The following is a 24,771-nucleotide window of genomic DNA, read 5'->3' as shown; positions in this document are numbered from 1 at the left end:
GATCGTGGAACGAGCTGGACAGCTGCACGTCGTGGGCCTCGGGGGCACCGTGCGTCCCGGATCGTCGAGTGAGCAGTCGCTGCGGATCGCGTTGCGGCACGCGCAAGAGCTGGGCGCGACCACGCACGCGTTCGCCGGGGCTTCGTTGGCCCAGCTGCCGATGTACGCGCCGGGCGGCGACGGCGGTGCGGTGGCGCGCGAGCTCGTCGACCACCTGCGCCGGGCCGACGGGGTGATCATCGCCTCGCCCGGCTACCACGGGTCGATGTCGGGGCTGGTCAAGAACGCTCTGGACTACGTGGAGGACATGCGTGAGGACCCGTTGTCGTACCTCGCCGACCGGGCGGTCGGGCTGGTCGTGGCGGCGCACGGGTGGCAGGCGGGGGTGACGACGCTGGGCGCGTTGCGCTCGGTGGTGCACGCGTTGCGCGGCTGGGTCACGCCGTACGGCGCGGTGGTGAACTCGCTGGAGACGCAGTTCGCCGACGGCGCCTGTGACCAGCCGCGTGTGGTGCAGCAGCTGCAACTGGTGGCCGACGAGGTGGTGCGGTTCGCGGGTCTCGTCGCCGCGGCGCGGGTCGCCTGATGGAGCTCTCGTTCGAACCGCTGACGCCACTGTCCTATCTGGACCGTGCGGCGGCGGCGCACGGTTCTCGGGTCGCGGTGGTGGACGGCGCTTCTCGGTGGACGTACGCGGAGCTGCACGACCGGTGTCGTCGGCTGGCGGGGGCGCTGGCGCCGTTGGCCGGTGGGCGTCCGGTGGCGGTACTGGCGCCGAATACGCACGTGTTGGTGGAGGCCAACTTCGGTGTGCCGTGGGCGGGAGTGCCGCTGGTGGCGGTGAATACGCGGCTGTCGGCGCGCGAGGTCGCGTACATCCTGGAGCATTCCGAGGCGTCGGTGCTGGTGCACGATCCGGTGTTCGACCCGCTGGTGGACGAGGTGTTGTCGAGTGTCAGCGGGGTGCGGCGGATCCGGGCCGGGGACGAGTACGAGGCGTTGCTCGCGGCCGCTGCCCCGCTGGCGTTGACGCCCGACGACGAGCGGGCGGTGCTGTCGATCAACTACACGTCCGGCACCACCGGTCGGCCGAAAGGCGTGTTGTACCACCACCGCGGCGCGTACTTGCAGGCGTTGGCGATGGTGGGTCACGTGGGATTGTCACCATCTTGTGTGCATTTGTGGACACTGCCGATGTTCCACTGCAACGGCTGGTGTTTCCCCTGGGCCGTCACTGCGGCCGCGGCGACGCACGTGTGCCTGCCGAAGGTCGAGCCCGCCGAGGTGTGGCGGCTGATCCGCGAGGAGGGCGTCACCCACCTCAACGGCGCGCCCACGGTGTTGTCGATGTTGGCTTACGCACAAGAAGCCGCACCGGTCACACCAACGGTGCGCGTGGCGACCGGTGGCGCTCCACCGTCGCCGGCGATCCTGCGGCGCATGGGTGAGCTGGGTTTCGACGTGACGCATCTGTACGGACTCACGGAAACCTTCGGACCGGCGATGATCTGCGACTGGCGTCCGGAGTGGAACGACCTCGACGCGGCGGCGCAGTCACGGATGAAGGCACGGCAGGGCGTGGGGAACATGATCGCCTGCGTCGTACGGGTGATCGGCGCCGACGGGGTGGACGTGCCCGCCGACGGAGTGACGGTCGGCGAGATCGCGTTGCGGGGCAACAACGTGATGCTCGGCTATTTCAAAGACCCCGAGGCCACGCGCGCGGCCGCGCCCGACGGTTGGTTCCGCACCGGTGACCTGGGCGTTCTGCATCCCGACGGGTACGTGGAACTGCGCGACCGCAGCAAGGACGTGATCATCTCCGGTGGCGAGAACATCGCGTCCGTCGAGGTGGAGCAGGCGATCGCGGACCACCCGGCCGTGCTGGAGGTCGCGGTGGTCGCCGCGCCGCACGAGCACTGGGGCGAGGTGCCGGCGGCGTACGTGACGCTGCACGCGGGCGCGTCGGCGACGGAGGAGGAGATCGTGGCCCACGTGCGGTCGCGGTTGGCGCGGTTCAAGGCGCCGAAGTCGGTGGAGTTCGGTGAGCTGCCGAAGACGTCTACCGGGAAGGTGCAGAAGTTCGTGCTGCGGGAGCGGGCGCGGCGGGGTCCGGCATGAGCCGGTAGAGCTGCAGGGCGACCTGCAGGTCGAGGGTGTTTTCGGGGTCGCGCCAGCCGGCTCCGTCGAGCACGTGGTCGATGCGGTCGAGGCGCTGGTAGAGCGTGTTGACGTGGATGCCGAGCGCGCGGGCCGCGGCGGGTGGGCTCTGGCCGCGGTCGAAGTAGCACTCGACGGTGGCCAGCAGGGACGAGCGGTGTTCGGAGTCGTAGTCGAGCAGCGGTCCCAGGGCCCGGCGGACGACGCGGTGCAGTTGGTCGGGGCCGACGTTGTCGAGGACTACGCCGACGACGCCGAGCTCGTCGAGGCCGGCGCCGCTGCCTTTTCGGCCGAGGGCCAGTAAAAGGCGGTGGCAGCGCAGGGCTTGGTGGTGGGTGGTGCGCAGCGCCTGGAGGTCGTGGGCCGGGCCGGCGGCTCCGGCGGTGACGGGGGTGCTCGCGTCGAGCTCGGCCGCGACGGCCCGGGCGATGGCGCCGGCCTCGCACCCGGGAAGGATCAGGACGAGGTGACCGTCCACTTCGCTCGCGAGGCCGCCGCGCCGGGTGGCGGCGCATTCGACGGCTGTGGTGAGTTCTGGCGCATCGCTTGATACCACGACGATCACGTGAGGTTCGTTTTCCACCAGGACGGTGAACCTTTTCGCACGCCGCGTGATGGAGTCCCAGTCGGGTTCGCGTTCACCGAGGAGGTCTTCCACCAGCTCGTGGCGCAGGTCTTGTTCGACTGTTGCCGTCTGGCGTTCGAGAAGTACCAGGAGTGTTGCGGTTTGTGCCGCGCGTTCGAGTGTGCCGAGTTCGGTTTCGGTCAGCGGCTGGGTGCGGCCGAAGTACAGCCGCCCGTGCGTCTCGCCGCCGGCGCGCAGCGGCACGACGGTGCCGGTGCGGAACACGGCCTCGACCGGGATCCCGCCGGGCGCGGTCGCGGCGACGCGGTCGGTGCCGGTCTCGAGGGCGACAGTGCCGTCGAGCAACCGCGCCATCGTGTCGGCCACTTCGCCGAGGTCGGCGCCTGCGAGCGCGAGCGGCATCAGGAGCTCGTGGGCGGTGCCGGCGAGCTCGAGCGCGTGGCGTTGTTCGGACATTTGCGCGTGGGTTTCGCGCAGCTCCTCCGTGGTGCTGCCGAGCTGGCCGAACAGCCGCGCGTTGTCGATCACCACCGACGCGTGGTGTGCGAGCGAGGTCAACAAAGCGATGTCGTGCTGATCGAATATTCGCTCGTGACGATCGGCTGCGAACAACGCACCGATCACCCGTTGTCCGAGTTTCATCGGCACACCGGCGATGCTCACCACACCGTCTTCCCCGACGGCGCTCGCCACCTGAGTCTCTCGGCGGATGCGTGGGTCGGTGAGGTAATTGGTGGTGGCGAACGGACGTCCGGTCGCGATCACGCGGCCGCCGACGCCTGAGCCGGGCCGTTGGCGCACCGAGCGGATCGGCGCCGTGACCGTGCCGGAAGTGACGCGCATGTAGGCGTCGCCGGTGTCGTCGTCGATGAGGGCGATGTAGGTGGAGTCGGTGGCCAGCAGGCGGCGGACGCGGTCGACGATGGCGCTGAGCACCTCGTCGACGTCTCGCAGCGAGGTCAGGTCGCGCGCGGTTTCGTACAGGGCTTGGGTTTCGCGTTCGCGCTGCGCGCGGCGGGCGAGGATGCCGCGGACGGTGCGGGCGTCGGCGATCGCTTGCCGCAAAAGGTTCTTCCGGTCGCCTTCGGGAAGTGCCCGGACGTGCGCCTCGACGGCTTCGAAATCAGTGGCGGGCGCCTCTTCGGCGAGCAGGGAGGTGAGGTGGGCGAGGACTTCGGCCGGAGTGTCTACTGTGGACCTGGCGAGCGCTTCCGCTGTCATGACACCACCGGGATCTGGTCGATTACGCGCCGGAGTTGCAGGGCGATGCGCAGCGTGAGCGCGCCCGCGGGCTCGCGCCAACGGCGATGCCCGAGCACTTGGTCGACGCGGTCGAGGCGCTGGTAGACGGTGTTGGCGTGCACCTGCAGCCGGCGCGCGGCGGCGCGCGGGTTCTCGCCGGCGGCGAAGTAGCCGTCGAGGGTTTCGGCGAGCAGGGAGCCGTGTTCGGTGTCGTAGGCCAGGATCGGGCCGGCGCTGTCCTCGACGAGCCGGCGGACGTGTTCGCGCGAGGCGCCGTCGAGCACCAGGCCGAGCACCCCGAGGTCCGCCAGGCTGGCGGCGGTGCCCGCGCGCCCGAGCGCGACGAGCAACCGGTGGCAACGCTCGGCTTCCCGATGCAGGCTCCGCACGACGGGCGCGGTCGCGGCGGGTCCCGCCACACCCGCGGTGACGGTGCCGCCGGTCGCGCGCTCGAGGTGCTTTCTTGCCGCTCTCACGGCGGCCGTCGCGTCGGCGCAGGGGACCAGCAACACGACATGCCCACCGTGCTCGGTCGCCACACCGCCGTGCGCCCGCACGTAATCGGCGGCAGCCCTCAGCAGACGTCTCCTCGTAGTGCCTGTCGCGGACAACACGAGAACCGTCTGCCGCACGGAAAAGTCGATGGCGCCGGACACCTTCGCGCGCCTCCGCAACGCCACCCAATCCGGCTCACGTTCGGCAAGCAACTCATCCACCACCTGCCCGCGCACTTGCTGTTCGGCGGCGGACATCTGACGTTCGACCAGCAACAACAGCGCCGCCGTCTGCGCCGACCGCTCGAGGATCCGCTTGTCGGTGTCCAACGGCTCCACGCGCCCTGCGAACACCAGATGTCCGAACGTCTCGCCGCCGGCCCGTACAGGCACCGTCCAGGCGCGCCGACCCAAGTCCCGCACCCGCCCGGGCCCAGGTTCGCCGGCCGCCCGCTCAGGTGGCCCGGCCTTGTCGGGTTCATCGGCCTCGTTGGGCTGAGGCTCAGGCAGTCCCGCCTTCTCGGGCTCGCCGGTCTGGTCGGGCTCGTCGGCGAACCCGGTCGGGCGTCGGCCCAGCTCGCTTACGGATTCCCCAGACAGCTCAGCCGGATCCGCCAGGCCGTCCTCCACCAGGGGCATTCCATCGGCTTCCGCGGCGAGTACGGTCCCCTTCCGCGCGTTGCGGTCCCGCTCGCGGCCTCGGTCGGTTCCCGGCTCGGCAGGCGACTGGGCGGCCGGCTCCGGTACGCAGGTCTCCACCACCGGTGTGCTGTCGGGTTGGGTAGTGAGCGAAGGCATCCTTCGCGCGCTTGGTCGTACGTCCTGTGCGCGGGAGGGCCCGGGGTCGTCAGGTGGTAGGTCCGGCAGCCGGTCCAGCAACTCCGCGGGACCGGCCTTCGCCAGCGGTGTGCCGTCGGGCTCGGCCGCCAGAACCGCGCCGTCAAGTGTCTCCGCGACGGCGGCCACCAGCTCGGCCAAGTCGGCGCGGCGCAGAACCATCGCCATCAGCTGTTCGTGGGCCGTCGCTGCCTGTTCGAGGGCTTTGTTGTGGCGGGCGAGCTGGTCGTTGGCGACGGTCAGCTCTTCGGCGGTCGCCTTCGTGGCTGCGAAAAGGCGTGCGTTTTCCAACACGATCGCAGCGTGATCCGCCAGCGAGCCCAGCAGATCGATCTCGGATTGTGCGAATGTTCGCTCGTCGCGGTTGGCTCCGAACAGAACGCCGATCACTTCCGCACCCACGCGCATCGGGACGCCGAGGATGCTCACGATCCCGTCCTCCGCCACGGCCGACGCGACGGAGTGCTTGCGGCGGATCCGGTCGTCGCGCAGATAGTTGGCGGTGGCGAACGGGCGGCCTTCCTGCGCGACCCAGCCGCCGACGCCATACCCGGGCGGCTGCCGCAGCGATTCGATGGGCCGCGTGATCGTGCCGAGCGTGACGCGCATGTACGCGTCGCCCGTCTCCGGATCGACGAGCGCCATGTACGCAGCGTCCGTGCCGAGTAGCCGTCGCGCGCGGGCGACGATCGCGTCGAGCGCGGCGTCGACCTCGCGCACCGAGGCGAGGTCACTGGCCGTGTCGAGCAGCGCCTGCATCTCCCGCTCGCGGCGCTTGCGGTCGGCGAGCAGCCCGCGGATGCGCGCGGCCCTGGTCAGCGTGAGGGCGACGAGCTCCCCATCACCCTCGCCCGCCAGGTCCTCGCCGAGCCGGTCGAACTCGCCCGTCGCGCCGGTTTCGTCGGCGAGCAAGTGCAGCAGCCTGGCCAGGTCCCGTTCCGTGGTGGTCACACCGCCGTTGGTGTCCATCTCGTCTCCTCGGTGCCTGTTGACATCTTGACCACAGATGTGAGGCCCCGTCGACCAAAAGCCGCTGGATGGCGCAGTGCGTGTGCGTTCACCCACGTCCGATGTGCGGCTCGTGTACATCCTCCCGTTGTCGCGCGACCCGGCGCGGCCGGATGCTCGTGTCTTCGAGAGGACGGTGCCCCTTGGCGACAGCGACCGTGAACGGCGTGACCCTCCACTACGACACCGCAGGCGAAGGCCCGCCGCTGCTGCTCATCGCCGGCCTCGGCGCCAACTCGAGCGCGTGGGCGGGCGCGGTGCCCGAACTGAGCCGCCGGTTCACCGTGATCACCTTCGACAACCGGGGCGTCGGCCGCAGCGCGGTGCCCCCGGGTCCGTACGCGGTGGACACGCTGGCCGACGACGCGGCCGCGCTGGTGCAGTTCCTGGACCTCGGTCCGGTCGCCGCCGTCGGCTGGTCATTGGGCGCGTCGGTGCTGCAGTCGATGCTGATCCACCACGGTTCGATCCTGTCGAAAGCCGTGCTGCTCAACGGTTTCCCGTCGTACACCCCCATCCAGCACGCCTGGCTCGACGCCGGCCTCGCCCTCCGCCGAGCCGACGTGGACCCGCTGGCCGTCGGCGTCATCGGCATGGCCTGGGCCTTCACCGCCCGCGTGTTGTCGGACCACGAAACCCTTGCTGCCCAGGCGAAACTGGCGGCGGACGACCCGTACCCGACGTCGCTGGAGGGCTTCGAAGCGCAAGCCGCGGGCCTGCGCGGCTACGACTCCCGCCCGGACCTGCCTTCGGCTCTGACCCCGACCCTCGTGCTGGCCGGCGCCGAAGACGTCCTGACGCCTGTGTCGCAGTCCGTGGAAATGGCTTCGCTGCTGCCGAACGCTTCGCTGCGGGTCCTGCCTCGCGGAGGCCACGCCATGCTCCTGGAGTACCCGGACGACACCCTCGCCGCGATCACGGACTACCTGGGCTGATGAGCCTCGCCGCCGATCTGGACGTCGGAGCGCTCGCGGCCCTGGGCCGCGGCGAACCGGTGCTGCTCGACGACTGCCTGGTCCTCTCGGCCGAGCTGGTGACCACCGCGTCGATGGCCTTCCTCATCCGCTACACCAGCGGTTTCGCCTGCGTTGCCCTCCCGCGCGAGCGGCTGCGCGCCCTGCGCATCCCGCTGCTCCCCTCCGACGACACCGACTGCCCGCCGTTCGCCGTCTCCGTGGACGCCGCCGACGGCACCACCACCGGCATCTCCGCCCACGACCGTGCCCTGACCGCGCGCACCCTTGCGGCCCCGACCACGACGTGGACCGACCTCACCCGGCCCGGCCACGTCGTCCCAATCCTGGCGCGCCCCGGCTGCACGGGCGTGGCGGAAGCGGCCGTGGAACTGTGCCGTCGAGCCGGCCTCGCCGCGGCGGCGGTGCTGGCCGCGGTCGAGGGCGAGGAGCCGGCACTCGCCGGCCTGCCGAGGGTCTCGGCAGCGGAGGTGTTCTGACTTCGCGCAGGTCAGGCTGTGAAGTCGACCTCCTTGGTGGCCACCGTGCCGGCCGTCCGGCCGGGCGCCGTGTGGTAACTCCAGTACAGGTTCGTGTGTGCGACGACCTTGTCGGGTGTCGGCGCGCCGTACTCCGAGAGGTCTTCGGTGGTGTGCGCGTCGCCGACGAGGGTGGCGTCGTAGCCGCGCGCGATGGCGCCGTGGAGGGTCGAGCGGATGCACTGGTCCGTCTGCGCCCCCGAGACGAACAGGCGCCCGATCCCGCGCTCGGCCAGCACTGACTCGAGGTCGGTTTCCTCGAACGAGTCGGGGTAGGTCTTCTGGACCAACGCTTCCGAGTCCCGCCGGACGAGCTCCGGCACGTACTGCCACTTCTCGCTGTCACGCCGCATGTGGTCGCTGTTGTGCTGCACCCACACCACGTCCACGTCGGCGGCGCGGGCTTTGTCGACGAGCACGCCGATGTTGGCGACGACCTTGTCACGCTCGTGGGCGTGGTCGACCACGCCGTTCTGCACATCGATCACGAGCAGGCCGGTCTTCGGGCGGTTGGCGAGTGTGGTCATGGCGCCTCCTCCGTTCGGGTGGGTCGATGGTATGTGTTGGGTCCGACAGTTTCGGGCGAAAACGTGGAGGACGCATGCTGCGCTGGGGAATCATGGGTACGGGCGGCATCGCCGGCGCCTTTGCGGAGGACCTGAAGCTCACCGATTCCGGCGTGGTCGCCGCCGTCGGCTCACGCAGCCAGGAGAGCGCCGGCGCTTTCGCAGACCGTCTCGGCATCCCCACCCGCCACGCCAGCTACAAGGCGCTTGCGGAGGACCCGGACGTCGACGTCGTCTACGTCGCCACCCCGCACCCGATGCACCACGACAACGCCATGCTCGCGCTGTCCGCCGGCAAACCAGTGCTGGTGGAGAAGCCGTTCACCATGAACGCCGACGAGGCCCGTTCGCTGGTCTCCTTCGCCCGCGAACGCGGACTGTTCCTGATGGAAGCGATGTGGACGCGCTTCCTGCCGCACATCCACCACGTCCGCAGCCTGCTCCCGGAGCTCGGCGACATCGTCACCGTCTCCGCCGACCACGGCCAGTGGTTCGCCGAGGACGCCGGCTTCCGCCTCTTCGCCCCGTCCCTCGGCGGCGGCGCGCTGCTCGACCTGGGCGTCTACCCGGTTTCGTTCGCGTCGATGATCCTCGGGACGCCGTCGCGCGTGGCCTCGATCGTCTCGCCGGCGTTCACCGGCGTCGACGCCCAGACGTCCATGCTCTTCGGCTACGACAGCGGCGCCCACGCGGTCCTCAACTGCACCCTCCGCGCCGCCTCACCCACCACGGCCTCCATCGTCGGCACCGACGCCCGCCTGGACATCGAAGGCGCCTTTTACGCTCCGGCCTCCTTCACCGTCACCCCGCGCGGCGGCACTCCCGTCCGCCACACCCACACCGACCCCGGCCGGGGCCTCCGTCACCAGGCCGACGAGGTCGCCCGCCTCCTCGCGGCCGGCGCTCTGGAAAGCCCACTGATGCCGCTCGACGAAACCATCTCGATCATGGCGACGATGGACGAGGTGATCGCTCAAGCCGGCTGACGGTCCGGTCTCCGGTCTCGGGGCTATCCAACGCTCGGGAGGGCTGCGGATAGCCCCGCAGAACCGCTGTAGGCCGCGAAGTGTGGCGGCCTGTGTTCGGGACTTGGCTGCCAACCGGGGCGACCGGTGCGGCGACTTCGCTTCAGCCACGGAGCGCAGGGCCTCTCCCGTCCATCCGGGGAGCGGACGGTGACCTGCGCGGGAACCTCGCAGCAGGTGTGAGGCGCGCCCGCTGGCCACGCCTTAGCGGTGGTCCAGCTTCTCGCGAGCCTGCCGCGCGACGGCGGCCCACAGTTCTTCCATGCGTGCGTTCTCGGGCAGAAGGTCGCCGTGGTCGTGGAAGGAGAGGTCGTTGGAGCTTCCCGCCGCGCCGCGGAACAGCCCGAGCAACGGCCTCAGCTCGCGCCGCCGTTCGAGCGGGGTCTTCGCGTGCACGAGCCGTTCGTGGTGCGTCCGGAGGAACGTCGCAGCGCCTGGTTCGTGCGGTCGGAGCACCTCGGCCAGCTCGGCGAGGTCGTTCAGCGGCTGATCGTCCACGCCGCTCCTCGTCGCCGGGCCTTCGTCGCGAAGACTGGCCGGGGTGATCGCAACCGTCCCGTGTCCGGGGTTGAGTAGTGCTACGGATCCGATCACCACCACCCGTCCCCGACCCTGACCGCATGACCACGGACGCCGCCACGCTGCACCGCCTCGCCGACGCCCTCGACGACCTCGGCCGGCACATCGCCGCCGTCGGCACCGAACTCCGCGTCGCCGGGGCGCCCGGCACGTCGACCGCGGACCCGGCTCAGCAGGGTGGGTCGGTCAACCCGCTGGTCAAGCCCACCTCTCAGCCGTTAGTGCCGCCGGGTCGGCCGGTGACGCCCACCGAGACGCGGCAGCCCGCTGCGGTCCAGGAGGTCCAGGACCCAAGCCAGCCCGGACACGCGCACCCTTCGTCGGCCGCTGCGCAGGCGCAGGCCACCCCGCAGCCGGCCGCACAAGCGCAGCCCAGTCCGCAGCAGCCCGGCGGCGAGCAGCCGCAGGCTCAGACTGCCTCACACCCGGCGTCACCCCAGGCAGCTCCGCAGCCGACCTACCAAGCCGGACCAGACCAGTCACCCCAGGCAGCTCCGCCGCCGACCTACCAAGCCGGACCACACCAGCCGTCCCAGGTAGGCCCGCAGTCAACGCACCCCCAGGCCGGCTCTCAGCCGTACGCGCCGTACGGCCCCGCCTACCAGCCCTACCCAGGCCCTTACGCCTACCCGATGCCGCCCGCACCCCAGCCGTACGCGCAGCAGCCCTACCCCCAGACCAACCCCCTCCCGCCCTACATCCCGTCGCCCACGCTGAGCGAGCGGCTCGGCAAGGAGGGCGCCGGGTCGCGGTTGCTCGCGTGGGTCGGTGGGGCCGTGACGTTGCTGGGTGTCGTGCTGCTGCTGGTGCTCGCGGTGCAGCGTGGGTGGCTGGGGCCGTTGCCGCGGGTGCTCGTGGGGGCCGTGTTCGGTGCGGCGCTCGTCGGCGCGGGGGCGTGGCTGCATCGCAAGCCGGCCGCGCGCACCGGTGCGTTCGCCCTTGCCGCGACGGGGATCGCGACGCTTTACCTCGACGCGATAGCCGCCACCTCCCTGTACGAGTTCCTGCCCATTCCCGCGGGCCTCGCCGTCGGGCTCGTGACCGCGGTGGGCGGGCTGTTGCTCGCCGTCATGTGGGATTCCCCTCTGCTCGCCAGTTCCGTTGTTGTCGCGTGCGGCGTGTGCGCACCCGTGATCACCCAGGGCTTCACGCCGGAACTCGTGACCTTCTTGCTCATAATCCAGATCGCGACGGTGCCCGTCCAGTTGCGACGGTCGTGGTGGTCCCTTTCGCTCACTTCGGCAATTCCGCCCTTGACAGCGTCGCTGATCGGCACCGCGCTGCACACGCAGAACACCGGCGTCGCGGTGGCCGCCGGCTTCGTGAGCGCTGCGATTTCGCTGATCATGTTGCGCCGCAAGGAAAACGATCCGACTTTGCTGGCCGTACTCGCCGTCGCGCCACTGCCCGTGTTGGCCGCCGCGGTGGTGCTTCCGAAGACGCAGGCCGCGCTGTTGGCGGGTGCGCTGGCGGTTGTCCTTGTCGCGACATGGCCGCTCGTGCGTGGCCAAGCCGGGACCGTCGCAGGTGTCGCCGGTCTGGTTGCCGCTTTGCAGGCCACTGTCACGGAATTCGACGGGAGTGCGGTGTTGCTGGGCGAAGCCGTGGCGCTCGCGTTCGCCGCTCGCTACACGAGGAACCGTTTCGCACTAGGGGGTTCGCTGGCTTTCGCGGTGATCGGCGGGCTTGTCGCGATCGTCGTGGACGTGACGCCGGCGCTGCTCGTCGTCCCGCGTCCGCACACGACCGCCGACCTGCTCGCCGCACTCGCCGCGGCCGCGCTCATGCTGGGTGCCGCGATCGCGTTGACCTGGGCGGCTGTGCGTCTCGAAATCCTCAAGCCCAGCAAGCTTTTGCCGTGGCTTCCCGGCGGACTCGCAGCCCTCTACGGTGCAGCCGGCCTGGTCCTGTGCGCGGCACTCCTGGCGGTTCCCGGCCGATCCGGTTTCCTGCTGGGCCACGCGTTGATCACCGTTTCCTGGACGGTCGCCGCCTTCGTCCTGCTTCTGCGCGGTATCGCTGTCGTCGCGCTTCGCGTGGTGGGTCTGGTGTTGGTCGCCGCCGCGGTCGCGAAGCTGGTGCTGTTCGACCTCGCGGCGCTCGACGGGCTCGCCCGAGTGGGTGCATTTCTCGGCGCCGGTCTCGTTCTTTTGCTTGCAGGGAGCCGATATGCGCGGATGGTCGCCTCGCGCTAGCGGAAACTGTCGGTGGGTTGTGGTTCTCTTGATCTCACCACTTCCGAGGGGAGATCGAAGATGCCGTACACACCCGACCCGAACCTGATCAAGCGCGCCGGCGAGCCCGTGGGCTGGCTGACCACCATCACGCCGAAGGGACGCCCCGCACCACGCCCGGTGTGGTTCGTCCTCGACGGCGACGACATCCTGGTGTTCAGCCAGCCCGATACCGCCAAGCTCCGCCACATCGCCGGCAGCCCGGAGGTGAGCTTCCATCTCAACAGCGATGAAAACGGTGGAAGCATCCTCGTCGTCAACGGCCGCGCCCACGTCGACGAGGGCAAACCCTCCGAAGCGCCGGGCTACCTCGACAAGTACGAGCCGTCCTACGCCGGCGTCGGATACGCCGACGCGGCCGCGTTCGACGCGTCGTTCTCGGTGCGCGTCCGCATCGTCTCGGAGCGCTCTTGGGGGTTCTAGGTCAGAACCCGACGTCCAGGCAGGCCAGCCGGGCGCCCGCGGTACCGGCGTGACCGGGGTCGGTGTGCGTGTGGGTTTCGTGGATCACCACGGAGTGCGCGCGTCGTGAGCCGAACTTCCAGTCCACAGTGGACTTTGCGTGACCCGTGCCGGAACGGTCGGTAGTGAAGTCGAGCCAGATCTCGTTGCGCGGGTTCGCGTAGGCGGGGTCGAGCGATGGCTTCACCGGGTCCGGCGTGTGCTGGAAGTGCGGGCCGGCGTCGTCGCCGGTGGGGCCGCACGCGTTCGCGTGGGCGTGGGCGCCGTACTGGTGGTTCGGCAGCAGGCCGGTGACCACGAGCACGGTGGTGGTGCCGGTGGCCCGTGCGGACGTGCCGAACACGTGGGCCTGCGCGCCGCCCGGGACGAGGTCGGTGCGATAGGTCACGGCGTGGGCGCCGGGGGCGTACCCGGTGAAGGTGCCGTGCGTGGAGGTGAAGTGCACCGGGGTTGCCGCTTCGGCGGTGGCGCCGGAGAGGCCGGCCAAGCCGGCGACGAGAGCAGTGGAAAGGAGTGTGGGAGCGATTCGCATGGTCACTCTCTAGCCAGCGCGCGGACTGCGACGCCACGGGCGCCACCCGAACGTGTGAGCAGTTCCCCCGTCGTGGGCAGCGTCGGGTGAATCCTGCACAGGCCGGTCGGCCAGGTTCGCGGGGAGGGCGGGGCCTGGCGGTCGGGCTTAGTGTTTCGGCAGGAAGCCAACCCTGGAGCCCATCCGATGACTGATCCCGACGAGCAGCGCCGAGCCAACCCGTCCTCGGCAGACCCCGCAGGAGCCGAATTCCGCCGTGGGGCCGGCCTCGGTGCGACCACCGACGGTGCACCGCCGGTGGAGGCCGACGAGGTCATCGACAACCGCGACATGGAGCACACCGGGGAGACGCGCAACCAGAAGCTGCAGCGCAACGTCGGCGAGCTGCTTCAGGAGCTGCGCGTCGCGCAGGCCGGGGTGCAGATCCTGTTCGGGTTCCTGCTGGCGGTCGTGTTCACCGACCGGTTCCAGGCGGCCAGTGGGCTCGAGAAGATGCTGCACATGGTCGCGGTGCTGCTGGCGGTCGCCGCGACGGCGCTGCTCACCGCGCCCGCGGCGTGGCATCGGCTGCTGTTCCGCACGGGTCGCCGCGACGAGATCCTGCGCGTCGGCAACCGCGTCGTGCTGGTCGGCTTCGGCTGCCTCGCCGGGGCGGTCACGCTGACGGTCGCCCTCATCGCGAGCGTCGTCTACGGTACCGCCGCTCTCATCGCCGCGGGCGGCTTCACGGTCCTGCTGTTCGGCTTGTTGTGGTTCGTCGTCCCGCTGCGCCTCCCCAAGGACGATCCGATCCCTGCCAATCCGCCGCGGCCGGAGCGCGACCGGCAGGGCTGACCGGCCGACGAGCCGTGCCCGTTGGGGCTCCGGTGCCGGCGGGGCGGCACGGCGAGACCTTGCGGGCGCCGGGCTCTGCGGGGACCGCCGGCGCGGGGCTACAGCGGGAGGCCGGAACAGCTCGAGAGTGATCCCGCCGCGACAGGACCGCTCGCACAACCTGCGAGCGCGAGAGGGACCCATCGCACCAACGCGACCTCAACGCCATGCATGCCCGCCGCAGCGCGCGCATCGGGTCGGTGCGAACCCGACGACGACTTTGCCGGAACCCTGTCTGGGGGGCGGGGGGTGTGTCGTGAGCGGGGAAGCGCTGGGGGCAAGAGGCCGGAGCCGGAAGCCCACCTCAAACACCCAGTCACAGCGGCAAAAAGCTCGGAACTGAGGCGGGGACCCGGCCTCATCCGAGAAACGCGGCGCAAAACCTCACACAGTCAGGTTGCCCCACGCGTAGTTCTGCTTGGCCAGCTTCAGGTACACGAACAGCTCCGTGGAGGTCACCCCGGGGATGGGGCGCACGTGGTCTCCCAGGACGGCCAGCAGGTGCTCGTCGTCGCGGCAGAGAAGGGACGCCAGGAGGTCGAAGCGGCCGGCGCAGAGGACCACCTGGTGGACGTCGGAGAGGTCCGACAGGCGGTTGGCGACCTCGCGCGGGTCGCCGCTTACAGTGATGCCGATCATGGCCTGGCGGGTCAAGTCGACGTTTTCGGGGGCCGTCACGGCGACGATCTGCATCATGTCGTCGCGCAGCAGGCGTTGGACCCGCTGGCGCACGGCGCCCTCGGAGAGTCCGACTGCTTTGGCCAGTGCGGTGAACGAGGCGCGGCCGTCGTTCTGGAGTAGGGCGATCAAGGTTCTGTCTGTGCCGTCCAACGCCTTCGGCGGGCGTTGCTCCTCGACCTTCGTATGGTTTCCGTCACCCATGCCGTCCCTCCCTGTGTTTCGGCATGTGATTCCTTAGGCGCGCAGCGTATCTGTCCTCGCGCCCGAACAGGAGTTTGTTTCGGGATTTACGTGATTCCCCGGCCGGGCCGACGACGACGCCGAAATCAGCGGTCAAGGCGCCGCCGAGGTGATGTTTTCGGCGTGCGGATGTGCAACGGCGCACACGGAGTGCCGGGCTCGAGCGCCTACCCGGTACCGTCTGGCGGCTGTGAACGGCCCAGAAGGGCCCCGAAAGAACGAGAAAGACCCGGAAGGCCTAACGAAGGCCTGGAGGGTCTGACCAAAATCCCACCCCCCGCGTAAGGAGGACCGGTCATGCCCGAAGCCGTCGCACTCGGCGCACACCCCGCCCCGGCCGTGCCGGCCAAAGGACTCCGGACAGGGGCTCTGGGCATGGTGTCGGCGATGGTCATCGGGATGTCGTCGACGGCCCCGGCGTACTCGATCGCCGCGACGCTCGGCTTCATCGTGCTCGCGGGCGCCGGCTTCAAGGCCGCCGCGTTCATCCTCCTGTCGTTCATCCCCGTCCTCTTCGTGGCCGTCGCGTTCCGCGAGCTCAACACCGCCGAACCCGACTGCGGCACCAACTTCACCTGGGCGACGCGCGCGTTCGGCAGCCGCGCGGGCTGGATGACGGGCTGGGTGGTCACCGTCGCGCAGCTGCTGGTCATGAGCAGCCAGTCGGCGCTCACCGGCCGCTACACGCTGCTCCTGCTGGGCGCGGACAGCCTCGCGGACAACCGCGCCGTGACCACCGCCATCGGCTGCGCGTGGCTGCTCGCGCTCTGCTACCTGTGCTACCGCGGCATCGAGGTGTCCGCACGCGCCCAGTGGATCCTGCTGGGCATCGAGCTCGCCGTGCTCATCGTCTTCTCCGTCGTCGCCCTCGTCCGCGTCTACGAGGGCAGCGCTGGTCCGCAGGCAAGCCACCCGCAGTGGAGCTGGCTGTGGCCCAACGGGGTCGGGCTCGGCACGGCCGTGTCGGCGGTGCTGTTGGCCGTGTTCATCTACTGGGGCTGGGAAAGCTCGCTGTCGGTCAACGAGGAGTCGGCCGATCCGCGCCGCGCGCCCGGCCGCGCCGCCGTGCTCTCGACGGTGCTGCTCGTGCTCAACTACCTGCTCGTCACGGTCGCCGCGCTCGCGTTCGCCGGCGTCGGGGAGAGCGGCATCGGCCTGGGCAACGAGGCCAACTCCGACGACGTGCTGGCCGGCCTCGGCGGCGCGGTGTTCGGCGGCTCCGGGCTCGGCAAGGTGATGGGCCTACTGCTCATCGTCTCCGTGCTCACCAGCGGCGCCGCCACCAGCCAGGCGACGATCATGCCCGCCGCGCGCACCACGCTGTCGATGGCGAGCCACGGCGCGCTGCCCAAGGTCTTCGGCCGCGTGCACCCGAAGTATCAGACGCCTTCGGTCTCCACCTGGGCGTTCGGCCTCGTCTCGCTCGTGCTCTACGTGCTGCTCGCGGTGTGGAGCGACAACGTGCTCTCGGACTCGGTCGACGCCGTCGGCCTGACCATCGCGATCGAGTACACGATGACGGCCCTCGCGTGCGTCTGGGTGTTCCGCGAGACCCTGCTGGCCAGCCTGCGCCACTTCTTCCTGCGCGGGGTGTTGCCGTTCGTCGGCGCGGTGTTCTTCCTGGCCGTGCTGGTGCTCGCGGTCATCGAATACGCGAAGCCGGACGCGGGGGAGACCACGGTGTTCGGCATCGGCGGCGTCGCGGTGATCGGGGTCGTGTCGATCCTGATCGGGTTCCCGCTGATGTTCGCCGTGCACCGCGTGTGCCGCGAGTTCTTTGCCGGCCGACGCCTGCCCCGCGGGTCGGTGGCGCGTGACGGCGAAGCCATCGAGGTCTGATTTAGGCTGGTGGGCATGCCGGACACACAGTACGAAGACCTGCTCCGCCACGTGCTCGACACGGGCGCCCGCAAGCAGGACCGCACCGGCACCGGCACGCGGTCGATCTTCGGGCACCAGCTGCGCTACCGGCTGGCCGACGGCTTCCCGCTGGTCACCACGAAGAAGGTCCACTTCCGCTCGATCGCCTACGAGCTGCTGTGGTTCCTGCGCGGCGACTCCAACGTCCGCTGGCTGCAGGACAACGGCGTCACGATCTGGGACGAGTGGGCCTCCCCCGAGGGCGACCTCGGTCCGGTCTACGGCGTCCAATGGCGCTCGTGGCCGACCCCGGACGGCGCGCACGTCGACCAGATCAGCGAAGTGCTCAAGACGCTGCACGAGAACCCCGACTCGCGGCGCATGATCGTGTCCGCGTGGAACGTCGCCGACATCCCGCGCATGGCGCTGCCGCCGTGCCACGCGTTCTTCCAGTTCTACGTCGCCGACGGCGAGCTGTCCTGCCAGCTTTACCAGCGCAGCGCGGACCTTTTTCTCGGCGTGCCGTTCAACATCGCCAGCTACGCCCTGCTCACCCACATGATCGCCGAGCAGGTGGGCCTGCGCGTCGGCGACTTCGTGTGGACCGGCGGAGACTGCCACGTCTACGACAACCACGTCGACCAGGTCCGCACGCAGCTCGCACGCGACGCGCGGCCGTTCCCGACGCTGAGCCTGAAGCCGGCCGACAGCCTGTTCGACTACACCTACGAGCACATCTCGGTCGACGGTTACGACCCCCACCCCGGCATCAAGGCGCCGGTGGCGGTGTGATCGGGGTCGAATGGGCGCAGTCGTCCAACGGTGTCATCGGCCGTGACGGCGCGCTGCCGTGGCGCCTGCCGGAGGACCTCAAGCACTTTCGCGAGCTGACCTCGGGCGCGACTGTGCTGATGGGCCGCCGGACCTGGGAGTCACTGCCGCCGAGGTTCCGGCCGTTGCCCGGCCGGCGCAACCTCGTACTTTCGCGCACGCCGCAGGAAGGCGTCGAGACGTTTCCCGAATTGGCGCAGGCGTTCGCCGCGGTGTCCGGGGACGTGTGGGTGATGGGCGGCGAGGCCGTGTACCGGGCGGCGCTGCCGTTCGCAGACCGGATCGTGGTCACGGAGATCCAGGAGCACTTCGAGGGCGACACGTACGCGCCCGAGGTCGGGCGGGCGCCGGACTCCACCGGCGAGTGGCAGGAATCGTCGACGGGGCTGCACTACCGGTTGCTGACCTGGGGCTGAGGTCAGCAACCGGCTCGCTTCAGCAGCGCCGCAGCAGGTCCTCCTCGGTTTCGCGGGGCACGAGCAGCTTCGCGAAGCCGTCGCGCACGCCGATGAGCGGCGGGCGGCCCACGAGGTTGTAGTTCGAAGCCAGCGAGTGGTGGTACGCGCCGGTGCACGGCACGGCCAGCAGGTCGCCGGCGTGCACGTCGTCGGGCAGGCAGACGTCGTCGGCCAGCACGTCACCCGACTCGCAGTGGCGGCCGACCACGGTCATCGGCGTGCGCGCGGCCTTCGTGCGCCGCCCGACGAGTCGCGCGGTGTAGCGGGCGCCGTACAGGGCGGGGCGCGCGTTGTCGCTCATGCCGCCGTCGACGGCGACGAACGTCCGGCTGCCGCGCTTCACCGCGCACACCCGGTACACCGTGATCCCGGCGGGGCCGACGATCGCGCGGCCGGGCTCGATCGTCAAGCGGGGCAAGGGAAAGTCGTGCGACGAGCATTCATAGGCCAGCGCGACCCGGAGCCGACGCGCGTAGCCGTCGAGATCGAACGACGCCTCGCGGTCGAGGTAGGGCACGGCGTGGCCGCCGCCGAGGTCCAGCTCGCCCAGGGTGACGCCGTACTGGTCGCGCACGCGCACCAGCACCTCCACCATGCGTCGCGCCGCCTCCTCGTACCGGTCGACGCGCGCGACCTGCGAGCCGATGTGGCAGTGCAGCCCGACCAGCCTGAGCCCGGGCTGCGCGAGCACGGCGGCGACGGCGCGGTCCACGTTGTCGCGGACGTCCGGGCGCAGCGAGAAGCCGAACTTCTGCCCTTCGGTGCCGGTGGTGATCGCCGCGTGGGTGTCGCCGGAGACGCCGGGCGTCACGCGGATCATGACCTGCTGCGCGCCGTGGGCCAGTGCGCCGAGCTGCTCGATCTCGTCGAGCGAGTCGAGCACGATGCGGCGCACGCCGTACTCCAGCGCGGCCTTGAGGTCTTCGGGGGTTTTCGCGTTGCCGTGCAACAGGATCCGCTCGGCGGGGAAGCCGACGGACCGCGCGACGGCGAGCTCGCCCGCCGAACACGTGTCCAGCGAGAGGCCTTCCTCCGCCATCCAGCGCACCACGGCTCGCGTACACAGCGCCTTGCTCGCGAAGGCCACCTCAGCCTCCGGCAGGGCACGGCGGTAGGCGCGCGCGGTGTCGCGCACTTGGGCCTCGTCGATGAGGTACGCCGGGGTCCCGAACCGGTTGGCCAGGTGGCTCACCGGAGCACCCGCGAAGATCAGCTCACCGCCTTCGCCGAGGCAGGTGCTGCGCGGCCAGAGCCCCGGCTCGAGATGGTCGGCGGCCTCACAACCGAGGCTGGGGAGGAGCTCGCTGAGTGTCACGGTGACCTCCGGACGATGTGCGAATTCGGACACCGTCAGCACACTGCGGTGGTGTTCGATTCGCCCCAGCCGTGAACACCACCCTGACGCTCCGCCCGGCCGCGCTGACACGCTTTTAACGCGCGAGTAACTTCGGCCACATTCCGTTTGACCTGCGAAGAGTCGATTTCTCCCGCCGCGTCCCGTCTCATGGGACATGGTTGAAGAGATGACGGACTTCGCGACCGAAACCGAGACGCACCGCCACGAGCTGCGGGTGCACTGCTACCGGCTGCTCGGTTCCTTCGACGAGGCCGAGGACCTGGTGCAGGAGACGCTGCTGCGCGCGTGGCGCGGCCGCGGCACCTACGACGGCCGCGCCGGCCTGCGCGCGTGGCTGTATCGCATCGCGACGCACGCGTGCCTGGATCACCTCACCGCACACCCGCGTGAGCTGCCGGTGCTGGACTTGCCGACGGCCGGCGGTTCCGATCTGGCGCCGCGGCCGGACGTCGCGGTGCCATGGCTGCAGCCGGTGCCCGACGACGTGCTCGGCGAGGTGGTCGCGCGCGAGACGGTGGAGCTGGCTTTCCTCGCGGCGATCCAGCACCTGTCCCCACGCCGCCGTGCGGCGGTGGTGCTGCGCGACGTGCTCGGCTGGTCGGCCCGCGAGACGGCGGCGGCGCTCGAGACGACGCCGGCGTCGATCAACACCGCCGTGCTGCAGGGGCGGGCGTCGCTGAAGGAGCACCTGCCGCAGCGGCGGACGGAGTGGTCGTCCGAGGGCAGCGACGAGGAACGCGCTGTGGTGGCGCGGTACATGGCGGCGTTGGTGGATCACGACGAAGAGGCGTTCGCTTCGTTGTTGCGCGAAGACGTCCGCTGCAGTCACGCCCCGGGCGCCGGCGGGCACGTCGGCGCGGAGCCGACTTGGTACGCGGGCCGAGAGACTGTGCTCGAAGGCTGGGCGCCCGCGTTGCGCGGCCCGGACGCCGTGGCGTTCCACGTGCTGGCAACGCGGGCCAACGGCCTCCCGGCGCTCGCGACCTACCTCCGGCTCGACGGTGCCTTCCGGGCCTTCGGGCTCAACGTGTTGCGAATCGCACGAGGGAATGTCGCTGAAGTGACAACATTCGCCCCGGTGGTGTTCGAGCTGTTCGACTTCCCGCAAACGCTGCCACTCGACTGACGCTGGTCAGCGTCCTCGGTGCTGGGCTTTTTTCGCGGCGCCGCACACGCAGCCGCGCTCGGCGGAGTGGCCCGCCGCGGTCGCCGCGCAGTACCTGCGGGCGATCACGTCGTGCTCCTCGAGCGGGTGCGGGCAGCTGGGGCAGGACGTCTCGGGCCGGACTTCCGCCGGGGTCTCGTGTTCGGCGGAAGTCATGACGTGGCCGGCTCCGGCGCGCGCTCGCGCAGTGGGGCGCCGACGGAGTGGAGGTGTTCGAGCACGTAGCCGTAGGAGCGCGCCCAGCCGCACTGGGCGTAGGAAATCCCGTGGCGGGCGCAGAACTCGCGCACGATCACCTGCGCGTGCTTCAGGTTCCCGCGAGCCATGCTCGGGAAGAGGTGGTGCTCGATCTGGTAGTTGAGGCCGCCGAGGGCGAAGTCGACGACGACGCCGCCGCGGATGTTGCGCGACGTCAGCACCTGCTTGCGCAGGAAGTCGAGCTTGTGGCCCGTCGTGAGCATTTCCATGCCCTTGTGGTTGGGAGCGAACGAACATCCCATGTACAAACCCCACAGGAACTGGTGTACGACGATGAACACCAGGCCCGTCAGCGGTGACAACACGATGAACACCGCGGCCAGGTACGCCACCAGGTGCCCGATCAGCAACACCGACTCGAGCTTGTGCCGGCGCATGTCACCGGCCCACACGGCGCGAACGCTCGACACGTGCAGATTGAGGCCTTCGAGCAGCAGCAGCGGGAAGAACAAGAACGCCTGGTACTTCGCCACCCAGCGCAGGAAACCGCGCTTTTCGTGGCTCTGCGCACGCGAGAACGCGAGCGCGGCGATGTCGACGTCCGGGTCCTCGTCCTCGTGGTTCGGGTTGGCGTGGTGGCGGTTGTGGGTGGCGATCCACCAGCCGTAGCTGAGCCCGGTGAGTCCACCGTGGACGAGTCCGGTGGCGTCGTTGGCCTTGCGGCTGGAGAAGATCTGCTTGTGGCCGGCGTCGTGGCCGATGAAGGCCAGCTGCGCGAACATCATCGCGAAGAAGGCAGCGAGGAAAAGCTGCCACCAGGAGTCGCCGAGGAACGCGAACGCCACCCAGCCGCCCGCGAAGGCAGCGAGGTTGAGGCCGATGCGGACTCCGTAGGCGGCACGGCGGCGCTTGAGCAGGCCGGCCGCCTTGATCAGCCGGGAAAGTTCGGCAAAATCGCTTCCGGTGGACGGTTCTGTGGCGTCGAAAGTTGAGGACGAAGTCATGCCAGCACCGCTCTGGTTCAGGCGAATCGCTTGTCCAGCGACGGTTTCCGGCCACGACGGGTCCGGGTCCAGTCCGGGAGAAGGGCGCTGGGGCCTGGCCGCGGTGGCACCGCAGCCTGTACCCACCCTCTCACCCTTGGCTTGCGAAGGCAATTGCCCACAGCTGTCGAGAAACCTTACGAAAGTCCCCACGACGACAGCAGGCTGAAAATCCGCTCGCGCTCGGCCGCGGTCAGCAGCCGGCTCGGCGGGCGCACGTCGGGCCGGCAGAGGCCGAGTTGTGACAACGCGTCCTTGACGACGCTCACGTTGTTGGCGTTGTGTTCGGCCGCGCGCAGCTGTTCGAACGGCCGGATCAGTTCCCACAGCCGCATGGCACCGGCGAAATCGCGCTCGCGCAGCCGGGCGAACAGATCGAGCGAGATGCGCGGCGCGACGTTCACCAGCCCCGACGTGAACCCCTGCGCGCCCACGGCGAAATAACCCGGCGCCGAAAGTTCGGCCAGCCCTGCGATCCACACGAACCGTTCGAGGCCGGCGTCACGCGAAACTGTTGCAAAACGCACGGGATCTGACACCGCGTACTTCACACCGATCACATTCGGCGCGGCGTCGGCGAGGCGCGCGAGCTCTTCGCCGCCGATATCGGGGTTGCGCACGTACAGCACCACGCCCACCTCCGGCACGGCCGACGCGATCGCGCGGTGGTACTCGACCCAGCCCTCGCGTGAGACGTACGGGTGCACCGGCTGGTGGATCATCACCAGGTCGGCACCGGTGTCGCGCGCGTGCCGGGCCGCCTTGACGGCCGTGCGCACGTCGTGCCCGACGCCGGCCAGCACGCTCGCCTCCCGCGCCGCCTTCACGGCGACCTCGAGGCACAGCCGGGTCTCGTGCTCGTCGAGCGCGTAGAACTCGCCGGTGTTGCCGTTGGGCGTGACCACCTCGACGCCGTTTGTCACCAGCCGCTCGACGAGCCGGCCGTACGTCTCCGCCTCGACCCCGCCACTCCCGTTGAACGGCGTCACGGGGATCGCGACGACGCCCGCCAACCGCCGTTTCTGCACTTCGAACGCCACTGGTGTGTCCGATCTGATATATGATGTGACGGCGCAGAGGGTAGCACGGGGTGGTGGGTCAAGCGTCCTGATCTTCGGGTCGGGCGGTCCGGTAGACCTGCACGGAGACGCCCTTGCCGGTCGTGCGGTGTTCGATGAGCTCGAGTGCGCGGCGCGGTGTTCCCGGCCGGAACAGCCGTTGTCCCTTTCCCAACACCACGGGGAACACCCACACGCGGTGCTCGTCGACCAGGCCGGCGGCCATCAGCGTCTGGAGCAGATCGCCGCTGCCGTGCACCTGCAGCTCCCGCCCGGGCTCGGCCTTGAGCTCGGTCACGGCCCGCACGACGTCGTCGCGCAGGAACGCCGTGCCCTGCCACGACGAACGCGTGAGCGTGCGCGAAGCGACGTACTTCGGCAACGTATTGAGCGGTCCCGCCACCGGGTCGGAGCCGCCGACGGAGGGCCAGTAGCCCGCGAAGATCTCGTACGTGCGGCGCCCGAGTAGGAACGCGTCGGCACGCGAGAACCAGTCGGCGGTGTACTCGGCCATCACCGCGTCGTAGTACGGCGTGAGCCAGCCGCCGAGGTCGAAGCCGCCGCGCGGGTCCTCGGTGGGCGTGCCCGGGCCCTGCACCACTCCGTCGAGGGAGACGAACGTGGTGGCGGTGAGCGTGGTCATGCCATCGACCCGAAGGTCGGCGCGCCCGCGGCCGCGTACTCCTGGATCACGACGCCGGTGCTCGTCGCGCTCGTCGACAGCGGGCGCAGTGCGAGTGGGTGCGCGCCGGCGGGGAACAGCGGGTGGCCTTCGCCGAGGACGACGGGGAAGACGAGCAGCCGGTACTCGTCGACGAGGTCGTCGAGCTCGGCCACGAGGCTGCCGCTGGCGTGGAGCTGCAGCTCGCCGTCGTAGCGGGCCTTCAATCGGCGGATCTCGGCGGCGAGGTTGCCGGAGACGACGTGCCTCGGCAGGTCACCGGTGCTCGGGCAGTAGTCGGCGATGTTCTTGACCTGCAGGAACGCCGACGCACGGCGCTGCCAGCGGGCCAGGGCCGCGCCCATCTGCGCGTCGACGTGACCCGGTCCGCGCACCACGCCGTCCAGGGTCAGGAACGCCGTGACGATTAGCTTGCCCATCGGTCGTCTCCCTCGTTCGTCGGGTCTGTGGTGAACCGTCGAACGAGGGATGCGCCGAATCGACAACTTCTTGTGCGCGGGCTACCAGTTTTTGTGCCGGGTTTTTCAGTCGGCGAGGAACGCGGCGAGTTGCTCGACCACGAACGCGTGGTCGTCGGCCTGCGGCAGGCCCGAGACGCCGACCGTGCCGACCGGCCCGACGTCCTTGACCAGCACCGGGAACACGCCACCGTGGGCCGCGTACAGGTCGGGGTTGAGGCGCGAGTCGGCCTCGAAGCTGCTGCCCTTCGCACGGAACTGCGTGCCCACGAGGAACGAGCTGTGCCCGTAGCGGTCGACGACGCGGCTCTTGCGGTCGATCCAGGCGTCGTTGTCGGCCGATGTTCCCGGGAGTGCGGCGTGGAACAACCGCTGTCCGTTTCTGCGCACGGAGATCGTGACGGGTAGGGCGCGTTCGCGCGCCGCGGCGAGCAGGTGCTGGCCGAGTGCGAGGGCGGTCTCGTTGTCGAACCGGGGGAACACCAGCCGGCTCTCCTGCTCGAGGAGCTCCTGCATGAGCTCGGTTTCGGTCGTCATGTCCGATATTAAATCAACACTGTTGTGTAATTGCCACCGTGTTCAGCCGCGGTTCACATTCGGCTGCTTGTCGTGTGCCGTGACCTGGGGAAGGCTGCTTGCCGCGCGTGATG

The 24,771-nt window shown here is 70.0% G+C and carries 25 protein-coding genes; 12 read left to right on the top strand and 13 right to left on the bottom strand.

Annotation, left to right across the window (positions count from 1 at the left end; genetic code table 11):
• Positions 1–4 precede the first annotated feature (4 nt).
• The gene (locus K1T34_RS15770; RefSeq protein WP_255638534.1) at positions 5–586 is read left to right on the top strand and encodes an NADPH-dependent FMN reductase; all 582 of its coding nucleotides are present in this window, start codon (positions 5–7) and stop codon (positions 584–586) included.
• Positions 586–2,121 (top strand): AMP-binding protein, encoded by a 1,536-nt coding sequence (locus K1T34_RS15765; RefSeq protein ID WP_255638533.1) that lies wholly within the window; start codon positions 586–588, stop codon positions 2,119–2,121. Before K1T34_RS15770 ends, K1T34_RS15765 begins: the two co-directional genes overlap by 1 nt.
• Here K1T34_RS15765 and K1T34_RS15760 read toward each other — a convergent pair.
• Complete coding sequence (locus K1T34_RS15760) at positions 2,063–3,967, bottom strand: GAF domain-containing protein (RefSeq protein ID WP_220245005.1); 1,905 nt, start codon at positions 3,965–3,967, stop codon at positions 2,063–2,065. The two genes, K1T34_RS15765 and K1T34_RS15760, sit on opposite strands and share 59 nt — an antisense overlap.
• Positions 3,964–6,288 carry a GAF domain-containing protein gene (locus K1T34_RS15755; RefSeq protein ID WP_220245003.1) on the bottom strand — a complete coding sequence of 775 codons (2,325 nt, stop codon included), beginning with the start codon at positions 6,286–6,288 and terminating at the stop codon, positions 3,964–3,966. The genes K1T34_RS15760 and K1T34_RS15755 overlap by 4 nt, the downstream gene beginning before the upstream one ends.
• 182 nt (positions 6,289–6,470) lie before the next feature.
• Here K1T34_RS15755 and K1T34_RS15750 point away from each other — a divergent pair, with 182 nt between their 5' ends.
• Positions 6,471–7,262, top strand: coding sequence for an alpha/beta fold hydrolase (locus K1T34_RS15750; protein ID WP_220245002.1), 792 nt, complete (start codon positions 6,471–6,473; stop codon positions 7,260–7,262).
• Complete coding sequence (locus K1T34_RS15745) at positions 7,262–7,780, top strand: 3,4-dihydroxy-2-butanone-4-phosphate synthase (RefSeq protein ID WP_220245001.1); 519 nt, start codon at positions 7,262–7,264, stop codon at positions 7,778–7,780. Before K1T34_RS15750 ends, K1T34_RS15745 begins: the two co-directional genes overlap by 1 nt.
• 11 nt (positions 7,781–7,791) lie before the next feature.
• Here the strand turns inward: K1T34_RS15745 and K1T34_RS15740 are convergent, their stop codons facing one another.
• The gene (locus tag K1T34_RS15740) at positions 7,792–8,346 is read right to left on the bottom strand and encodes an isochorismatase family protein (RefSeq protein ID WP_220245000.1); all 555 of its coding nucleotides are present in this window, start codon (positions 8,344–8,346) and stop codon (positions 7,792–7,794) included.
• A 74-nt stretch (positions 8,347–8,420) separates the two neighbouring features.
• On the opposite strand from K1T34_RS15740, the gene K1T34_RS15735 reads away from it, so the two are divergent.
• Positions 8,421–9,371 carry a Gfo/Idh/MocA family protein gene (locus K1T34_RS15735; protein WP_255638532.1) on the top strand — a complete coding sequence of 317 codons (951 nt, stop codon included), beginning with the start codon at positions 8,421–8,423 and terminating at the stop codon, positions 9,369–9,371.
• Positions 9,372–9,614: 243 nt separating this feature from the next.
• Here the strand turns inward: K1T34_RS15735 and K1T34_RS15730 are convergent, their stop codons facing one another.
• Positions 9,615–9,908: a hypothetical protein gene (locus K1T34_RS15730; RefSeq protein WP_220244999.1), complete on the bottom strand. Its 294-nt coding sequence runs from the start codon at positions 9,906–9,908 to the stop codon at positions 9,615–9,617.
• Positions 9,909–10,621: 713 nt separating this feature from the next.
• Here K1T34_RS15730 and K1T34_RS15725 point away from each other — a divergent pair.
• Together K1T34_RS15725 and K1T34_RS15720 are read left to right on the top strand one after the other, a co-directional pair.
• Positions 10,622–12,184, top strand: a complete 1,563-nt coding sequence (locus tag K1T34_RS15725) for a DUF2339 domain-containing protein (protein WP_255638765.1) — start codon at positions 10,622–10,624, stop codon at positions 12,182–12,184.
• A 60-nt stretch (positions 12,185–12,244) separates the two neighbouring features.
• Positions 12,245–12,646 (top strand): pyridoxamine 5'-phosphate oxidase family protein, encoded by a 402-nt coding sequence (locus tag K1T34_RS15720; protein WP_220244997.1) that lies wholly within the window; start codon positions 12,245–12,247, stop codon positions 12,644–12,646.
• A 1-nt stretch (position 12,647) separates the two neighbouring features.
• On the opposite strand, the gene K1T34_RS15715 is transcribed toward K1T34_RS15720, so the two are convergent.
• Complete coding sequence (locus K1T34_RS15715; RefSeq protein WP_220244996.1) at positions 12,648–13,217, bottom strand: superoxide dismutase family protein; 570 nt, start codon at positions 13,215–13,217, stop codon at positions 12,648–12,650.
• Positions 13,218–13,547: 330 nt separating this feature from the next.
• On the opposite strand from K1T34_RS15715, the gene K1T34_RS15710 reads away from it, so the two are divergent.
• Positions 13,548–14,051, top strand: a complete 504-nt coding sequence (locus K1T34_RS15710) for a DUF6328 family protein (RefSeq protein WP_220247221.1) — start codon at positions 13,548–13,550, stop codon at positions 14,049–14,051.
• A 423-nt stretch (positions 14,052–14,474) separates the two neighbouring features.
• Here K1T34_RS15710 and K1T34_RS15705 read toward each other — a convergent pair whose 3' ends face one another.
• Positions 14,475–14,972, bottom strand: a complete 498-nt coding sequence (locus K1T34_RS15705) for an Lrp/AsnC family transcriptional regulator (RefSeq protein WP_220244995.1) — start codon at positions 14,970–14,972, stop codon at positions 14,475–14,477.
• A 336-nt stretch (positions 14,973–15,308) separates the two neighbouring features.
• Between K1T34_RS15705 and K1T34_RS15700 the strand changes: the two genes are divergently transcribed.
• The 3 genes from K1T34_RS15700 to K1T34_RS15690 are packed head-to-tail and all read left to right on the top strand — an operon-like array spanning position 15,309 to position 18,118.
• Complete coding sequence (locus K1T34_RS15700; RefSeq protein ID WP_220244994.1) at positions 15,309–16,850, top strand: APC family permease; 1,542 nt, start codon at positions 15,309–15,311, stop codon at positions 16,848–16,850.
• A 15-nt stretch (positions 16,851–16,865) separates the two neighbouring features.
• A complete protein-coding gene (locus K1T34_RS15695; protein ID WP_220244993.1) occupies positions 16,866–17,663 on the top strand; it encodes a thymidylate synthase in 798 nt (265 codons plus the stop codon).
• The gene (locus K1T34_RS15690) at positions 17,660–18,118 is read left to right on the top strand and encodes a dihydrofolate reductase (RefSeq protein WP_220244992.1); all 459 of its coding nucleotides are present in this window, start codon (positions 17,660–17,662) and stop codon (positions 18,116–18,118) included. Before K1T34_RS15695 ends, K1T34_RS15690 begins: the two co-directional genes overlap by 4 nt.
• Before the next feature lie 19 nt (positions 18,119–18,137).
• On the opposite strand, the gene lysA is transcribed toward K1T34_RS15690, so the two are convergent.
• Positions 18,138–19,475, bottom strand: a complete 1,338-nt coding sequence (lysA, locus tag K1T34_RS15685; protein ID WP_220244991.1) for a diaminopimelate decarboxylase — start codon at positions 19,473–19,475, stop codon at positions 18,138–18,140.
• Between the two features lie 208 nt (positions 19,476–19,683).
• Between lysA and K1T34_RS15680 the strand changes: the two genes are divergently transcribed.
• On the top strand, positions 19,684–20,643 hold the full coding sequence (locus tag K1T34_RS15680) for an RNA polymerase subunit sigma-70 (RefSeq protein WP_255638531.1): 960 nt from the start codon (positions 19,684–19,686) through the stop codon (positions 20,641–20,643).
• Positions 20,644–20,649: 6 nt separating this feature from the next.
• Here K1T34_RS15680 and K1T34_RS15675 read toward each other — a convergent pair whose 3' ends face one another.
• From K1T34_RS15675 to K1T34_RS15650, 6 genes are all read right to left on the bottom strand, one after another.
• Positions 20,650–20,838: an RGCVC family protein gene (locus K1T34_RS15675; protein ID WP_220244989.1), complete on the bottom strand. Its 189-nt coding sequence runs from the start codon at positions 20,836–20,838 to the stop codon at positions 20,650–20,652.
• Complete coding sequence (locus K1T34_RS15670) at positions 20,835–21,884, bottom strand: acyl-CoA desaturase (RefSeq protein WP_220244988.1); 1,050 nt, start codon at positions 21,882–21,884, stop codon at positions 20,835–20,837. Before K1T34_RS15670 ends, K1T34_RS15675 begins: the two co-directional genes overlap by 4 nt.
• A gap of 176 nt (positions 21,885–22,060) precedes the next feature.
• Entirely contained in the window at positions 22,061–22,963 is a 903-nt protein-coding gene (locus tag K1T34_RS15665; protein WP_220244987.1) for a dihydrodipicolinate synthase family protein, read from the bottom strand.
• A 58-nt stretch (positions 22,964–23,021) separates the two neighbouring features.
• Entirely contained in the window at positions 23,022–23,624 is a 603-nt protein-coding gene (locus K1T34_RS15660) for a dihydrofolate reductase family protein (protein ID WP_220244986.1), read from the bottom strand.
• A complete protein-coding gene (locus K1T34_RS15655) occupies positions 23,621–24,082 on the bottom strand; it encodes a dihydrofolate reductase family protein (protein WP_220244985.1) in 462 nt (153 codons plus the stop codon). The genes K1T34_RS15660 and K1T34_RS15655 overlap by 4 nt, the downstream gene beginning before the upstream one ends.
• Positions 24,083–24,187: 105 nt before the next feature.
• Positions 24,188–24,658 carry a heme-degrading domain-containing protein gene (locus tag K1T34_RS15650; RefSeq protein ID WP_220244984.1) on the bottom strand — a complete coding sequence of 157 codons (471 nt, stop codon included), beginning with the start codon at positions 24,656–24,658 and terminating at the stop codon, positions 24,188–24,190.
• Positions 24,659–24,771 lie beyond the last annotated feature (113 nt).

Source organism: Amycolatopsis sp. DSM 110486 (assembly GCF_019468465.1).
Classification (GTDB): Bacteria; Actinomycetota; Actinomycetes; order Mycobacteriales; family Pseudonocardiaceae; genus Amycolatopsis.
The sequence above is the reverse complement of the archived record's forward strand: the minus strand, read 5'-3'. Positions and strand labels throughout refer to the sequence as shown.

Coding starts and splice junctions, on each gene's coding strand:
- K1T34_RS15715 (WP_220244996.1), bottom strand. CDS start 13,217: ATGCGAATCGCTCCCACACTCCTTTCCACTGCTCTCGTCGCCGGCTTG.
- K1T34_RS15760 (WP_220245005.1), bottom strand. CDS start 3,967: ATGACAGCGGAAGCGCTCGCCAGGTCCACAGTAGACACTCCGGCCGAA.
- K1T34_RS15740 (WP_220245000.1), bottom strand. CDS start 8,346: ATGACCACACTCGCCAACCGCCCGAAGACCGGCCTGCTCGTGATCGAT.
- K1T34_RS15735 (WP_255638532.1), top strand. CDS start 8,421: ATGCTGCGCTGGGGAATCATGGGTACGGGCGGCATCGCCGGCGCCTTT.
- K1T34_RS15675 (WP_220244989.1), bottom strand. CDS start 20,838: ATGACTTCCGCCGAACACGAGACCCCGGCGGAAGTCCGGCCCGAGACG.
- K1T34_RS15660 (WP_220244986.1), bottom strand. CDS start 23,624: ATGACCACGCTCACCGCCACCACGTTCGTCTCCCTCGACGGAGTGGTG.
- K1T34_RS15720 (WP_220244997.1), top strand. CDS start 12,245: ATGCCGTACACACCCGACCCGAACCTGATCAAGCGCGCCGGCGAGCCC.
- K1T34_RS15670 (WP_220244988.1), bottom strand. CDS start 21,884: ATGACTTCGTCCTCAACTTTCGACGCCACAGAACCGTCCACCGGAAGC.
- K1T34_RS15710 (WP_220247221.1), top strand. CDS start 13,548: ATGGAGCACACCGGGGAGACGCGCAACCAGAAGCTGCAGCGCAACGTC.
- K1T34_RS15705 (WP_220244995.1), bottom strand. CDS start 14,972: ATGGGTGACGGAAACCATACGAAGGTCGAGGAGCAACGCCCGCCGAAG.
- K1T34_RS15650 (WP_220244984.1), bottom strand. CDS start 24,658: ATGACGACCGAAACCGAGCTCATGCAGGAGCTCCTCGAGCAGGAGAGC.
- K1T34_RS15745 (WP_220245001.1), top strand. CDS start 7,262: ATGAGCCTCGCCGCCGATCTGGACGTCGGAGCGCTCGCGGCCCTGGGC.
- K1T34_RS15695 (WP_220244993.1), top strand. CDS start 16,866: ATGCCGGACACACAGTACGAAGACCTGCTCCGCCACGTGCTCGACACG.
- K1T34_RS15700 (WP_220244994.1), top strand. CDS start 15,309: ATGCCCGAAGCCGTCGCACTCGGCGCACACCCCGCCCCGGCCGTGCCG.
- K1T34_RS15765 (WP_255638533.1), top strand. CDS start 586: ATGGAGCTCTCGTTCGAACCGCTGACGCCACTGTCCTATCTGGACCGT.
- K1T34_RS15755 (WP_220245003.1), bottom strand. CDS start 6,288: ATGGACACCAACGGCGGTGTGACCACCACGGAACGGGACCTGGCCAGG.
- K1T34_RS15680 (WP_255638531.1), top strand. CDS start 19,684: ATGACGGACTTCGCGACCGAAACCGAGACGCACCGCCACGAGCTGCGG.
- K1T34_RS15655 (WP_220244985.1), bottom strand. CDS start 24,082: ATGGGCAAGCTAATCGTCACGGCGTTCCTGACCCTGGACGGCGTGGTG.
- K1T34_RS15725 (WP_255638765.1), top strand. CDS start 10,622: ATGCCGCCCGCACCCCAGCCGTACGCGCAGCAGCCCTACCCCCAGACC.